Source organism: Dyella sp. SYSU CM1112 (genome assembly GCF_058216415.1).
The window spans coordinates 281,953-296,590 of sequence record NZ_JBZEGI010000002.1 but is presented as its reverse complement, the minus strand read 5'-3'; the positions used below and the strand labels follow the sequence as shown (position 1 = coordinate 296,590).

Sequence of the window (14,638 nt, the reverse complement as noted above, 5' to 3'; positions counted from 1 at the left end):
AATGTTTGAATTGGTCGAAAAACTGGCACCCAATGCGGTGATCAAAGTCGTCGGCGTGGGCGGTGGCGGCGGTAACGCCGTAGCGCACATGCTTAACTCCAACATCGAAGGCGTCGAGTTCGTCGTCGCCAATACAGATTCACAGGCTATGAAGGGATGCGGCAGTCGGGTGCATCTTCAACTTGGTGCCAATGTCACCAAGGGGCTGGGTGCAGGGGCCAATCCAGAAGTGGGGCGTCAGGCCGCGTTGGAAGACCGTGAACGCATCGAGGAAATGCTTGAGGGTGCGGATATGGTGTTCATCACCGCAGGTATGGGCGGTGGAACGGGCACCGGAGCGGCTCCGGTTGTCGCCCAGCTGGCCAAGGAAAAAGGCATCCTCACGGTGGCCGTGGTCACCAAGCCGTTCCCATTCGAGGGCCGTCGTCGCATGCAGGTGGCTTTGAAGGGTATTGAAGACCTCTCACAGCATGTTGATTCATTGATCACGGTACCGAACGAGAAGTTGCTTTCGGTACTGGGCCGCGAAGTCACGCTGCTTAATGCGTTCAAGGCGGCTAATGACGTGCTATTGGGAGCCGTGCAGGGCATTGCCGACCTGATCACCAGCCCCGGCCTGATCAACGTCGACTTCGCCGACGTGCGCACGGTTATGAGCGAAATGGGCTTGTCGATGATGGGTTCGGGTACGGCTCGCGGCGACGACCGTGCACAGGCGGCGGCGGAAGCGGCTATCAACAATCCGCTGCTGGAAGACGTCAATCTCAATGGCGCCTGCGGCATCCTGGTCAATGTGACGGCGGGTCCGAACCTTACTATGCGCGAGTTCGACGAGATCGGCCGCATCATCCACGACTTCGCCAGCGAAGACGCTACGGTGGTGATTGGGACCTCGCTGGATCCGGAAATGCAGGATGACGTACGGGTGACGGTGGTCGCCACGGGACTGAATCGGGCTGCTGCCCGTCAGCCGATGCGTCCGGTCGTAACCCAGCAGGTGGAAATGCGCCAGCGCCCACGCCCTATGGTATTGCGCACCGGTACCGGCAACGAAGTGGTGGATTATGCCCAGCCGGAAGTGGTCGCCAGCAACCCGCGGGGCGGGGAGGGGCAGGCCAAGAGCGCCGATCCGAGCTTCGATTACTTGGATATCCCCGCGTTCTTGCGGAGACAGGCAGATTAAAACGTAAAGAAATGTGAACGGCATGAACTAACGACGCATTAACTTGTCAGTGTTCCCTAAGCCGGGCTAGGAGGCGTATTCTCCGTGTCCGTTGCCTGATCGTCGCTGGAGTACAGGCTGCGAAAAAGGGGGGACAGCTGATGTCGGCTGGGCGTCGCGTTCATGCGTTGAATGCGATAGACGGTGCAATTCATGGATGGCGCATGATCGGAAGTGTGGAGTGAGCTCCGCGCTGCTGATCCGGAATCCCGTTGCCGGAACTTCCCGTCCCCGGCGCGGGGTTTTGTGTCAAGTCGCAAGTGCTTGATTCACCTGTGGTGCTTGCCAGGTCAAAATGCGAATGACTCGCATTATTTGATGAAAGGAAAATGAAGGATTGACCGGACTGTACGGTACGGTTTGTTTTTCCGCAGGTTAAGACTGTGTTAGCATCCTGGCTTGAACTGGCTGCTGCCCCTACAGGTACCCAATAAATGATCAAGCAGCGTACGCTTAAAAACATCATTCGTGCTACCGGCGTCGGACTGCATACCGGCGACAAGGTCTACATGACATTGCGACCGGCGGCACCGAATACCGGCATCGTTTTCCGTCGTACTGATCTCAATCCTCCGGTAGATATTCACGCCCGACCGGATCACGTTGGTGACACGCGTCTGTCGACGACATTGGTCAATGGCGACGTACGTGTTTCAACCGTGGAACACTTATTGTCTGCCATGGCGGGCTTGGGCATCGACAATGCTTATGTCGATCTGTCGGCGCCCGAAGTGCCGATCATGGACGGCAGCGCGGGTCCGTTTGTGTTCTTGTTGCAATCGGCAGGTATCGAAGAACAGCCGGTGGCAAAGCGATTTATTCGCATCAAGAAGCCGGTGAAAGTGCAGGAAGGCGACAAATGGGCCACTTTTGAGCCCTTTGAAGGGTTCAAGGTTGGATTCTCGATCGAGTTCAATCATCCCATCATCTCCAAGCGCACGTCGCGTGCAGAGATCGATTTCTCGACTACCTCCTTCGTGAAGGAAGTAAGCCGTGCGCGCACATTCGGATTTATGCGTGACATTGAAATGCTACGCGAGCACAACCTGGCACTTGGTGGCTCGATGGATAACGCGGTGGTGCTGGACGACTATCGTGTGCTCAACGAGGATGGCCTTCGCTACGAAGACGAATTCGTCAAACACAAAATCCTCGATGCGATCGGTGACCTTTATCTGCTTGGTCATAGCCTGATCGGCGCTTACTACGCGCACAAGTCCGGACATGAGTTGAACAACAAGTTGCTGCGTGCGTTGATGGCCGATGCATCGGCTTGGGAAGAGGTCAGCTATCCGGACGATCCGGCTATTGCTCCGATTTCCTACGCGCATCCCGCACAAGCAATCTGATTCAACCGTTTTCTGCCAACAGACCGGGCCTTTGGCTCGGTCTGTTTCTTTTTGTGATGCATTTCACAATTTTGTCGCCCCTGCTTTCACGCTACTGAGACATGGCCTGAAGACATGAGGGGCTTAAGGCGTGGTATAAATCCGGCTCCTGAGTCGGACGGGGTGCCCTGCGCCTTCGTTCCGGAGGTGCCTGGACTATTCGAAGGTGCCTATTCGGGGGTGGAATTCGCAGTCTCGGCGACGGACGCCAGTTCCAGGAACATTGCCCGCAATTCGGGGTCCTGAATTGAATGAGCGGCGGCTTTCAGATGAAGCGCCGCCGCAGCTGAAAGCGGTTTTGATTGCTCCGGCGGGAGATCTGGCGGAGGAAGGGGGGCCACTTTCACGGTAACCGAACCAGCATGCGTGCCAATGGCACGGGCGGCAGAGAGGATTTGTGTCTGTTGAAGACGCAAGCGCGATGCCCAGGCCGGGGAGGAAGCCAGAAAGACAAGGCGATCGTCGCGCAGATTGGCGAATCTGACCTGGTCACGCAGAGGTAGCGGCAATGTCTGGCGAAGTGCGCGATCAAGCGCCTCCAGCTTGCCAGCCTTCTCGGCTAGCGCGTTGACCGGACCGACCTCGGTAATGGGCCGTAGTCCATGACCGGAGCGAGGGGGGGCAGGTGAGTCGCGCTGCATCAGCAAAAATTCAAACCGGTAGAAGTCATGCAAATCATACTCGTCTCACGCGCAGGGAAGGTGCCCAAGACATTGGACCTCGCCAATCCTCGGCTACGCTGGCGCGTGTGGGCCATCGGTGCGGTCGTCATGTTGGCCCTGGGCAGCCTCGGCGCGGGCATGGCGCTTGCGATAGCAAGTCCTCGAGACCGGGCGCTCACTGAAATCACGGCTTTGCACCGGCAGGTGAAGACGCAGGAAAAGCAGCTAGGTGAATTGCAGGACGATGCCCATCGTCAACTTGATGCCTTGGCGATCAAATTAGGACAGCTTCAGGCGCAGGCCACTCGACTCAACGCCCTGGGCGAACGTCTTGTGCAGGTGGGCAAACTTGATAGTGCGGAGTTCAATTTTGACCAGCCACCACCGGTCGGCGGTGTGGAGGTCACTACGGGCAACAGCGCCTACGCCCTGCCGCAAACGCTGGAGGCCAGCATCAATCAGCTTGCCAATCAGTTCGAAACGCAGCAGACCCAGTTGAGCGCTATGCAAAGCTTATTGCTCAATGCACGCATCGACTCGGATCTGAAGCCGACCGGCATGCCAGCCGATGGCTATATTTCATCCTATTTCGGGGTCCGGGCCGATCCCTTTGATGGACTTGCCGAACGACATACGGGTCTGGACATCGCCGTGCCTTACGGCAGTCCGGTGCGCACTGTTGCCGAGGGCATGGTGACGTACGCTGGCGTGCGTAATGGTTATGGCAACGTCGTCGAGATCGACCACGGCAATGGCTACATGACGCGCTACGCTCACAACAGCAAGTTGCTGGTGCATCCCGGTGAGCATGTGCATGTCGGCGAAGAAATCGCGGAAGCGGGTTCCTCCGGCCGGTCCACAGGGCCTCACGTCCATTTCGAAGTCTGGTATCACGGTCACGTCGTCAATCCGCTGGCGTACGTTAGGAGCCACCGCTGACGTCTCATGTCGTCGACGCTGAAATGGCGTTGCCGCGTAATGGTTCGCCTGTCCAAAGAAACAAAGGGACTTGCGCGGCGCCCTTGAAAGCGTGGGGCGGTACCGCCACCCCTTGGACGTGGTCCATCGGTAGCCTTCTGTCCTCGTTTGGGATACCTGGCGGACCCTAGTATCATCAAACCTTTGTCCGTCCCGGGTTGTCCCGGTGGGCGTCCCTTGTTTCCAGATCCGGAAGATCATGCTTAACCGTGCCCTGACGAGCCTCTTTGGCAGCCGTAACGATCGAGTACTGCGCCAGCTGTCCAAAACCGTCTCGCGCATCAATGCGCTCGAGCCCGAATTCGAGAAGCTCAGCGATGAGGCATTGCGCGGGAAGACCGATGAGTTCAAGCAGCGCCTTGCTGCCGGCGAGGCGCTGGACAGGTTATTGCCTGAAGCGTTTGCTGTCGTGCGCGAAGGCGCCAAGCGGGTGCTCGGCATGCGCCACTATGACGTGCAGTTCATCGGAGGCATGGTGCTGCACATGGGCAAGATCGCAGAAATGCGCACCGGTGAGGGTAAGACCCTGGTTGCCACGGCGTCGGTCTATCTCAATGCTCTGGAAGGCAAGGGCACGCACGTCGTCACGGTCAATGACTACCTCGCCAAGCGTGACGCGGCGCAGATGGGCAAGTTGTACAACTTTCTGGGCCTGAGCGTAGGTGTGGTGTACCCCGGCATGGATCATGCGGACAAATTTTCCGCGTACGCCGCTGACATTACTTATGGCACCAACAACGAATTCGGTTTCGACTATTTGCGTGACAACATGGCATTGTCCAAGGAGCAGCGTGTACAGCGCGGCTTGCACTATGCCATTGTCGATGAGGTGGACTCGATTCTGATCGACGAGGCACGCACGCCACTGATCATCTCTGGCCCTGCCGAGGATTCTCCTCAGCTGTACATCGCGGTAAACAAAATTGTGCCGCGCATGACACGCCAGGAGGTTGAGGATGGTGCCGGCGATTATTGGGTCGATGAAAAGCAGAAACAGGTGCATCTCTCCGAAGAGGGCATGCAACACGCGGAAGAGCTACTGCGCCAGGCGAAAGTGATCGACGAGGACAGCAGTCTCTATGACGCGCGCAACCTCGCGATCGTGCACCATCTCAATGCAGCGTTGCGCGCGAATGCCATTTACCAGCGTGATGTCGATTACATCGTGCGCGATGGCGAGGTCATCATCGTCGATGAGTTTACGGGACGCACGCTGGCAGGGCGCCGCTGGTCCGATGGTTTGCATCAGGCGGTCGAGGCCAAGGAAGGGGTGCCGATTCAGCGCGAGAATCAAACGCTGGCGACGGTTACGTTCCAGAATCTGTTCCGCATGTACAAGAAGCTGGCCGGCATGACCGGTACCGCCGATACCGAAGCGTATGAATTCCAGCAGATCTATGGCCTGGAAGTGGTGGTGATTCCCACGCACAAGCCGATGATTCGCGTGGATAACCCCGATATGGTGTTCCTCAGCCAGGATGTGAAATACAAGGCCGTTGTCGAGGACATCAGGGATTGCCATCGCCGGGGTCAGCCGGTTCTGGTAGGCACGGCCTCCATCGATGTTTCCGAGCTGCTATCGAACCTGCTGAGTAAGGAGAAGATTCCGCACGAGGTCCTTAACGCCAAGCAGCATGAGCGTGAGGCGCACATTGTGGCGCAGGCTGGCATGCCTGGTTCGGTCACCATCGCCACCAACATGGCAGGGCGCGGTACCGATATCGTGCTGGGCGGCAGCCTGGAAGCCGCACTGGCGGCGTTGCCGCAAGATGCCAGCGCAGCCGATCGCACACGCGTGAGGGAAGAGTGGCAAAAGCGTCACGAACAGGTGCTGGCTGCCGGTGGCCTCCATATCGTGGGTACCGAACGCCATGAATCGCGTCGCATCGACAACCAGTTGCGTGGTCGTTCCGGTCGTCAGGGGGACCCGGGTTCTTCCCGGTTCTACCTGTCGCTGCAGGACAATCTTCTGCGTATCTTCGGCGGTGAAGGACTGGTTCGCTGGATGAAGCGCTTCGGCATGAAGGAGGACGAGGCGCTGGAAGATCGCATGATCAGCCGCCAGATCGAGAAAGCGCAGCGCAAAGTCGAGCAGCACAATTTCGACATCCGCAAAAACCTGCTTGAGTATGACGACGTTGCCAACGACCAGCGCAAGGTGATCTATCGCCAGCGCGATGAGCTGCTGGAAGAGGATGATGTTTCCGCCACCATCGCCGATATTCGCGACGATGTGATTACCGATTTGGTTCGTCGGCATGTGCCGGCCGACAGCATCGACGAGCAGTGGGACATTCCCGGGCTTGAGCGCGAACTGGAAAGCGACTTCGGCATTTCGGCCGACCTCAAGCATTGGCTCGAACAGCAATCGGAGGCTGATGCGGGCTCCGTGTTTGAACATGTGCGCACGCTGATCGAGGACATGTTCCAGGCCAAGGAGAAGCAGATCGGTACGGAGACCATGCGCCAGCTTGAGAAGCACATCATGCTCAGCGTATTGGACAACGCCTGGAAAGAGCATCTTTCCAGCATGGACTACATGCGCCAAGGCATCTATCTGCGCGGGTATGCACAGCAGGACCCGAAGCAAGCTTTCAAGCAAGAATCCTTTGAGTTGTTCTCCCAGATGCTCGCGCGCATCAAGACCGAAGTTACGCAGATGCTCGCGCGCATCCGTATTCGCAGCGAGGAAGAGGTCGCGGCGATGGAGGCCGAGCAGCAGCGCTTGGCGGAGCGTATGCAACGCCAGATGCTCGCCAGCGGTGGCGGAGCGCCAGCGGGCGGGGCTCTGGGTATGGATGCGCCGACTTCGCAGCCGGCAGCTGTCTCCGAGCCGGTCGTGTCCGGACCGAAGGTGGGGCGTAACGATCCTTGTCCGTGCGGGTCGGGTAAAAAGTACAAGCATTGCCACGGCCAGCTGAGCTGATCACACAGGCATGAACGGCGACGCTTGCTTGATAGCGAGCGTTTCCGAAAGCTCTTTTGAGCAACCTTTGCCTTGAAGGTGATCAGTCTTCGCCAGGTATCCGCTTGCGGTGTGGCTCAGCATCTACCGTCACGTACCGGGGTTCGTCGCCATCTAGTTGTAGCGCGGTGAGTTTGCCGCCCCACACGCACCCAGTGTCAATACCGTAGACGCCCATGCCCATAAAGCGGTCTAGTGCAGACCAATGACCGCATATGATGCGGGTCTCGCGTCGACGCACGCCAGGTACTTCAAACCAGGGATACATGCCGGGCTTCTGAGTGCCTGGCGCACCTTTGCTCTCGAAATCGATGCGTCCGTTGACATCGCAAAAGCGCATCCGCGTAAAGGTATTGATCGAGGCGCGCAGTCGCTCGATGCCCTGTAGCCGGCTCGACCAGGCAGCGGGGCGGTTGCCGAACAAGTTCTTCAGCAAGCGGGGATGACGCGGGCTGGCAAGCTCGCGTTCGATCTCGGTAGCGCTGCGCTGCGCCTGTTTCAACGTCCAACTTGGTGCGATGCCGGCATGCACCATGGTCCAGCCCAGCCCTTCGTCATGATGCAGCAGCTTTTGATGGCGCAGCCATTCCAGCAGCGTTGGCGCGTCCTCGGCAAACAACACTTCTCGCAGCTCCGGATTGACGCGTGCCTGCGCATCCTGCTTACGCTGCGCAATAGCCAGCAAGCTGAGATCGTGGTTGCCGAGTGTCACCACGATATTGCTGCGCAGCGAGTACACCAGCCGCAGTGTTTCCAGCGATTGGCCGCCACGATTGACCAGGTCACCGCAGAACCACAATCGGTCACTGGCTGGATCAAAACGAAGCTTTTCCAGCAGGCGCTGCAATTCCGGATAGCAACCTTGGACGTCGCCGATTGCATAAGTAGCCATTAGCGGGCTGCCTTTCGGAACTGCCGGGTGCACGTCATGGACAGACCCTCGCTCAATGCAGCGTACGTGGAATGGAAAGCGTGAAGGTCGGAATCAGAGCTTCGAAGCGTGTGCCGTCGTCGGCCATCATCTGATAGCTACCTTGCATCGTACCCACGGCGGTTTCAATCACCGCGCCGGACGTATATTCGTAGTCGTCACCTGGGCGCATCCATGGCTGCTCGCCGACCACTCCTTCACCATACACTTCTTCGACCTTGCCATTGGCATCTGTGATGACCCAGTGACGGGTCAACAGGCGGGCCGGGAGGATGCCAGCGTTGTGCAGCTTGATCGTGTACGCAAAGACGTAACGATTTTCATGGGGGGCGGACTGATCCGGGACGAAGCGGGTTTGTACCTGCACGTCGATCGTGTAGGGAGATTTATCATTCATGACACGATTGTACCGTTGTAGGGCAGAGAGAGAACGGGCAGAGGCGCAAAGGCGGTATGCGCGCATGCCAGGTTTTCCGGAACTAAGATCTCATCGCGACCATGTCGCGAGCCCTACACTTTGGCTAACCGAACGAACTCCGATGGTGCAAGTACTTCAGCGCGCGCCTTGGGATCGATCCCAGCACGCCTGATGGCATCCGCGTCCATGAGCTGACGCAACGCATTACTGAGTGTTTTGCGCCGCTGAGCAAAAGCCGCTTTGACAATGGCATGCAAGCGAACCGGATCCGCATCGTGTCGCCCCTCGACAGTCAGTGGCGTGAGGCGCACCACCGATGAATCCACTTTAGGCGGGGGGCGGAAAGCGCCCGGCGGCACGTCGAACAAGGGTTCCACCTTGCAGGCAAGTTGCAGCATGACGGAAAGTCTTCCGTATACCTTGCTGCCTGGCTCGGCAGCCATGCGATCTACCACTTCCTTCTGAAGCATGAAATGCATGTCGGAAATGGTTGCTGCATGATCGATGCAATGAAACAGGATCGGGCTGGAAATGTAATACGGGAGATTGCCGACGATGCGCAGTTTCGAAACATCCTGCCGATGCGCCATGGCTGTGAAATCCACCTTCAGCACATCGGCATGCATGACGGAGAGTTCACCTACTCCCGCAGCCCGGGCCTCCAATGCTGGAATCAAATCGGTATCGAGCTCTATCGCAGTGAGCTTGCCTGCGGCTGCGAGCAAAGGAAGTGTCAGGGCTCCTTCGCCAGGGCCGATTTCCACTAAAAAATCGCCAGCGCGTGGCAGTACGGCGGCGACGATTCGGTCGAGATAACGGCGTTCATGCAAAAAATGTTGGCCGAAACTTTTCTTAGGGCGGGAGTTCATTGATGGACAGTACCGCGACGAGCGACTAATTCGAGTGCCATACGTGCTGCGGCTATCAAGCTGGAGGGATCGGCTTTACCGGTGCCGGCAAGATCCAGCGCGGTGCCGTGATCGACAGAGGTACGGATGAAGGGGAGGCCAAGGGTGAGGTTCACCGTACGATCGAACGCTTCACTCTTGAGTACGGGCAGTGCCTGGTCGTGATACATCGCGAGCACGGCATCGTAGCGCTGGCGTTGCGCCGGAACGAATGCCGTATCCGCGGGCAGTGGGCCGATGAGCCGCATGCCTTCGTTGCGCAAGGTGTCCAGGGTGGGGAGAATGACGTCAATTTCCTCTCTACCGAGATGACCGTTCTCGCCGGCGTGCGGATTGAGTCCGAGCACGGCAATGCGTGGTTCGGCGAGGCCAAACTTAACGCGCAATTCGTTATGGACGATGCGCAAGGTGCGTTCCAGGGAAACCCTGTCGATCGCGGCCGGTACGGCGCGCAAAGGCAGATGCGTAGTGGCCAGCGCAACACGAAGTTCAGGGCTGGCGAGCATCATGACAACCTGCGACTGAGTCAGCGCCGCGAAGAACTCAGTGTGCCCACTGAATGGGACGCCTGCGTCGTTGATGACTGATTTTTGCAGCGGCGCTGTAACGACTGCAGCGTAACGCCCATCCAGGCATCCCTTTGCAGCTTCGGCAAGTGAAGCGAGCACCTGCTCTGCGTTACGCGGATCAGGCTGGCCGGGTACTTCATTCGCCAGCAATGGAATATGGCGCACACGTAGGACGCCATGAGGACGAATGTCGATGTCATCGCCGTCGTCATCGATGAGTCGAAGAGGGATATGGCAAATGGCTGCGGCCCGCTCAAGCAGGGCGCGGTCGGTGATGGCAATGAAATTGGCCGCCAGCGGTGTGGCGGCCAATCGGACTAGCAGCTCGGGGCCTACACCGGCAGGCTCGCCTGCGGTCAACGCGAGCCGTGGTAATACAGGCCTGTTCACGACCTACCCCTATCTCATCGTCACGATGCTTTCGTAGCGGCGGTATCGTTCGGCTCCTGGAGCTCCGGCGCGAGGATTTTCACGTACGAACTGGAGCGCAGTTCGCGTAGGAAATCTTCGTAAGCCTGGTCTGCCTTACGATTGCCGATGGCCTGACGAGCTTGTTCGCGCGCAATCTGGGAGGACATGTCGCTACTGCGGGAGCCAAGACGCTGCAGGATGTGCCATCCCGCTTCACTCTGGAAAGGCTGTGATACTTCTCCATCCTTGAGCTCTGCAAGTTTCTGGCCGACCAGCGAACCCCAATCGTTCTGCTGGAACCATCCCATATCGCCACCGGCATTGGCCGTCGTGTCGTCGTTGGAATCGTCCTTCGCCAGCTTGGCAAAATCTTCGTGCTTTTTGACGATACGGTTGTAGAGATCTTCCGCCTTCTGCTGGGCCTGGGCGGGGGACACCAATTCGCTGGGACGAATCAGAATCTGGCGAGCATGATATTCGGTCACCATCTGCTTGGACGGTGCGCGCTGACCGATCAATTGCAGGATGTGAAAACCGGTCGGGCCATGCAGAATGCCGCTGACTTCGCCCGGTTTCAGGTTGCTGATCGTGTCGACGAAAGCAGCCGGCACTTCGTCCATGCGACGCCAGCCCAGGTCGCCGCCATCCAGCGCGTCAGGCGCATCCGAGAAGCGGATGGCGGCTGCCTTGAAAGACATGCCGCCCTTGATGGCTGCAAGCGCCTGCTCCGCTTTTTTCTGCGCGTTCTGGATATCGGCCGGACCTGCTCCGCTGGGAATGCTGATCTGGATGTGCGCCAAGTGCACCTCGCCAGCCTTGTAGCTGGGGCTGTTGAGCAGGTTGTTGATTTCACTGTCGGTGACGGTCACCGAGTCCCGCACTACGTTCTGGTGCAATTTCTGCACGACAAGCTGATCATGCAGCTGCTGTCGATAGGAGGCATAGCTCATGCCGCTTTGTTCCACGGCGGCCCGCAGCTGGTCGGGACTCATCTTGTTTTGCGCGGCAACCGCCTGCACGGCCTGATCGACGTCCGAGTCGGAAACGCGGATACCCTGATCATCGGCCCTCTGCAGTTGCAGCTTCATCAGGATCAGACGGTCAAGTACCTGGCGGCGCAGTACGTCGATAGGAGGGAGCTGGCCCGGCTGATTGGCGTATTGCTGCTGGATAGCCGCCACGGCGTCGTTCAGCTCGCTTTGGAGAATCACGTCGTCTTCGACCACCGCCACAATCCGGTCGACGGGCTGCGGCCCGGAGTTCGAATCCTGTGGCGATAGCAACTGGGCCATGGCCAGCGACGGCATTGCCGAGACGATCGTCAGCAAGAACAACGCAAAAATCCGCTTCATCAGTGAACAGCCTTCTGTCGCCAGTGGCGAAGGGTTGGTAACGTCATTGGAGATTTCAAAACAGCACGGCCGGCTGCTTTCCCAAGCGCTCCATAACCTTCCCAGGAGCGCTTATTGATAGCCAAGGATATCACGCTGCAGGATATTGTCCGTCTGCCCGCTGAAGGCGCCCATGCCCTTGAATTCCAATTGGAACATGACAGCTGTATCGCTGGCAGGAGGGGTTTGGCCGGGTAGCAGGTAAGAGACGACGCCGTAATATCCAGTTATATAGTGGCGAGCCACCACACTGACCTTCACGCAGCATCCTTCGTATTCCACGCCGGCAAGTGCCTCGACGGTGCGCTTGTCCAGCATCGAATACGTCCAGTCGCCGATGAGACGCCAGCGATCCGTAAGCGGATAGACCGCTGAGACGCTGTATTGTTCCAGCAAGTTTCGGCGAAAACGGTAGGAGAAGTTGAGCACGCCATCGAAGCCGAGGCGGCGTTGTACCGTGAACGTGCCGAGGTCGGTCTGGCGGGAGTTGGGGTTCCAGAGATATTCGGTGCTGGCCGTCCATTGGTCGCTGAGTGAAGCATCCAGCTCGGTCACATAGTCCGAGCCCCGCCAGTCGGTCGTAGCCACGCAGCCATTGGGATTGTTGCTGGAGGACGCAGAGGCAAGGGTGCACGGCACCTGCACTCTTTGCGGCGTGAAATAGCGGATCTGTCCAAACGTCGCCGATAAGCGCTCCACGCCGCCATCGTCGAGCAGGCGGGTGGTCACAGCGGCGGTGAGGTTGTTCGCGTTCATCTGGCGGTCTGAGCCGGCGAACTGGTTGGGGGCGAACAACATCCAATCGTCGAACGCCATCAGACTGGAGTCAAACAGCGGCAGATTGTTTTGGTTGCGATAAGGGACGTAGAGGTAATAGAGCCGCGGCTCCAGTGTCTGCGTGTAATCGGTGCCGAACAGCGAAGTGCTGCGGTCGAAGATCAGGCCCTGGTCAAGGCTTAGGATCGGTAGCGAGCGGGTCGGGTTACTCTGCGTGAAGGGGGAATTACCCGCGCTGGTCGGGCCGTAGTAACCGTAGTTCCGATACCCCGAATCGAGAGAGTAGGTGGTGTATCGGTAAGCAAGCTTTGGCCGGATAAACCACGCTGACCCCTGGAAGTCGGCATCCACATAGGGATAAAGGTCGAGGCGCGACCCTTCCACCGCATCGTCCTTGTGAAAGTCTACTGCCTCACTGGTCAGGCCGACGTCGTACCAATGCGCAAATGGAATATCCATGTTGAAGGTAGCGCGAGGCAGGCGTTTATAGGGCTCAACGCTGTTCGGTTCCGAAGGCGTAACGTTCTGCCACATGTCGCCGCCGAACGATGCGCTCCACCAGTTGCCGGCTCCATTGATGTAAATACTGGAGTACAGCAGGGTTGTTGCAACGCTGTATAGGTCATCGCCGAAATCGTGCAGATAGTTCTGATCAGAGGCGCGATTGATATTGGCGTTCAAGCTCCAGCCGGGCCATAGCGACGTATTGTTGATGATCTTGTAGCTGTAACGTTCCTTGCCCTTCGTATCGGGCGCGTTGATATTCGGCGTGTTGGAGGTTGCATCCTGATCGTTGTAATTGTCGCTGGGCAGGAAATCGATGTTGAACTGCCCATTCGTGTGCGGAAACAGATAACGGAATTCACCACTCAGCATGGCACCGCGCTTGCTGTAATACCGCGGGGTCAAGGTAGCATCGTAGTTGGGTGCCAGATTGAAGTAGTACGGAATCCGGAACTGATAGCCGGCCGCTCCGGTATGCTCGAAATACGGATACAGGAAGCCGCTGGAGCGGTTGTTGTTCAGTGGGAATGACATGTACGGCGTATAGAAGAACGGCACGCCCAGCATGCTCATCGTGGCGTCATGTGCCACGCCGCGCCCGGTGTTGTCGTCGGTCTCGATTTTCTTGGCGCGTATTTCCCAGATGTGCCGGCCGATATCGCAGGTGGAATAAGTGACGACGGTATAGCGATTACGGTTCTCGTCGATCATCTGCGCCCGGACCGCAGTGCCGTTTCCGTGCGAATCCAGCATCTGGAAACGGACGTTGCCGGTGGCTAGTCCGGTACTGTTATCCGTATTGCCGGTAATGTGATCGGCCGATATCAGATGGATGGCTTCCTGATAATGGACATGGCCGCGTGCATCGTAATCCGTGGTGTCGCTGTTGTAGTCGGCGACGTCGGCATGCAGTTCCTGATCGGCACGAATCGTTTTTACGTGGCCGGTGAGGTGATAGATCGTTTGATCGGGGCTTTCGACGTGGTCCGCCCACACATAAGTTTTGGCCGAGGTGCGGAGCGAGGAGTTCTTGCTCAGGAAGGGGTCGTAAAACTCCAGCATCCCGTTAGGACGGCAAAGCGCGAAATTATCGGGTCGCGGCGGGCAGATGAATGTGCCCAGCGGGCACACGACCTCGGTGCCATCCAAAGTGCTTTTCGGATGCTTGCTTTGCGATGCGGCATGGGCGCCCTGGCTGCCGAACAGGGCAGCGGCAGCGGCGATTGCTAGCAGGCGGCGTGGAGGCAGAGAACGCAGGCTCTTCTTGGGCTTCACGGAGGCAATCAATCGGCGACGAAGGGGCGTTAAGCTAACAGAAAGGCCCTTCCGACGGCATACGCCCATCCGATGTTATCGACCCTGATGCAGCGGCAACCCTCGCAAGAAGAGCCCGGTCCGAGCATGGCCGGATGTCCCTCCGATGATTGCGCACGCCTGCATGCACCCACATATTCCTCGCCAAGAAGCCGCGGCCGCCGACAGACACGGTGGCGACTCCCGTGCAGAATAGGAGA

Annotated in this window: 11 protein-coding genes; 4 read left to right on the top strand and 7 right to left on the bottom strand. The window is 58.2% G+C overall.

The features are described 5' to 3' along the window. The first annotated feature begins 1 nt into the window (after position 1). Both ftsZ and lpxC read left to right on the top strand, forming a co-directional pair. Entirely contained in the window at positions 2 to 1,183 is a 1,182-nt protein-coding gene (gene ftsZ / locus AC4HNJ_RS04410; protein WP_490478308.1) for a cell division protein FtsZ, read from the top strand. Between the two features lie 473 nt (positions 1,184 to 1,656). Beyond that, on the top strand, positions 1,657 to 2,571 hold the full coding sequence (lpxC, locus tag AC4HNJ_RS04405; protein ID WP_490478307.1) for a UDP-3-O-acyl-N-acetylglucosamine deacetylase: 915 nt from the start codon (positions 1,657 to 1,659) through the stop codon (positions 2,569 to 2,571). A 209-nt stretch (positions 2,572 to 2,780) separates the two neighbouring features. Here lpxC and AC4HNJ_RS04400 read toward each other — a convergent pair whose 3' ends face one another. Further along, on the bottom strand, positions 2,781 to 3,251 hold the full coding sequence (locus AC4HNJ_RS04400; RefSeq protein ID WP_490478574.1) for a DciA family protein: 471 nt from the start codon (positions 3,249 to 3,251) through the stop codon (positions 2,781 to 2,783). A gap of 27 nt (positions 3,252 to 3,278) precedes the next feature. Between AC4HNJ_RS04400 and AC4HNJ_RS04395 the strand changes: the two genes are divergently transcribed. After that, positions 3,279 to 4,211: a M23 family metallopeptidase gene (locus tag AC4HNJ_RS04395; RefSeq protein WP_490478306.1), complete on the top strand. Its 933-nt coding sequence runs from the start codon at positions 3,279 to 3,281 to the stop codon at positions 4,209 to 4,211. Between the two features lie 238 nt (positions 4,212 to 4,449). Continuing rightward, the gene (secA, locus tag AC4HNJ_RS04390) at positions 4,450 to 7,176 is read left to right on the top strand and encodes a preprotein translocase subunit SecA (protein WP_490478305.1); all 2,727 of its coding nucleotides are present in this window, start codon (positions 4,450 to 4,452) and stop codon (positions 7,174 to 7,176) included. A gap of 82 nt (positions 7,177 to 7,258) precedes the next feature. On the opposite strand, the gene AC4HNJ_RS04385 is transcribed toward secA, so the two are convergent. The 6 genes from AC4HNJ_RS04385 to AC4HNJ_RS04360 all read right to left on the bottom strand — a co-directional run bounded on the left by AC4HNJ_RS04385 (position 7,259) and on the right by AC4HNJ_RS04360 (position 14,399). After that, complete coding sequence (locus AC4HNJ_RS04385) at positions 7,259 to 8,107, bottom strand: symmetrical bis(5'-nucleosyl)-tetraphosphatase (protein WP_490478304.1); 849 nt, start codon at positions 8,105 to 8,107, stop codon at positions 7,259 to 7,261. Between the two features lie 52 nt (positions 8,108 to 8,159). After that, complete coding sequence (gene apaG / locus AC4HNJ_RS04380) at positions 8,160 to 8,543, bottom strand: Co2+/Mg2+ efflux protein ApaG (RefSeq protein WP_490478303.1); 384 nt, start codon at positions 8,541 to 8,543, stop codon at positions 8,160 to 8,162. A gap of 113 nt (positions 8,544 to 8,656) precedes the next feature. Beyond that, positions 8,657 to 9,433: a 16S rRNA (adenine(1518)-N(6)/adenine(1519)-N(6))-dimethyltransferase RsmA gene (gene rsmA / locus AC4HNJ_RS04375; protein WP_490478302.1), complete on the bottom strand. Its 777-nt coding sequence runs from the start codon at positions 9,431 to 9,433 to the stop codon at positions 8,657 to 8,659. After that, positions 9,430 to 10,431 carry a 4-hydroxythreonine-4-phosphate dehydrogenase PdxA gene (gene pdxA, locus AC4HNJ_RS04370; RefSeq protein WP_490478301.1) on the bottom strand — a complete coding sequence of 334 codons (1,002 nt, stop codon included), beginning with the start codon at positions 10,429 to 10,431 and terminating at the stop codon, positions 9,430 to 9,432. The genes rsmA and pdxA overlap by 4 nt, the downstream gene beginning before the upstream one ends. A 20-nt stretch (positions 10,432 to 10,451) precedes the next feature. Continuing rightward, complete coding sequence (locus AC4HNJ_RS04365; protein WP_490478300.1) at positions 10,452 to 11,804, bottom strand: peptidylprolyl isomerase; 1,353 nt, start codon at positions 11,802 to 11,804, stop codon at positions 10,452 to 10,454. A gap of 111 nt (positions 11,805 to 11,915) precedes the next feature. Then, positions 11,916 to 14,399, bottom strand: a complete 2,484-nt coding sequence (locus tag AC4HNJ_RS04360) for an LPS-assembly protein LptD (RefSeq protein WP_490478299.1) — start codon at positions 14,397 to 14,399, stop codon at positions 11,916 to 11,918. Between the last annotated feature and the right edge of the window lie 239 nt (positions 14,400 to 14,638).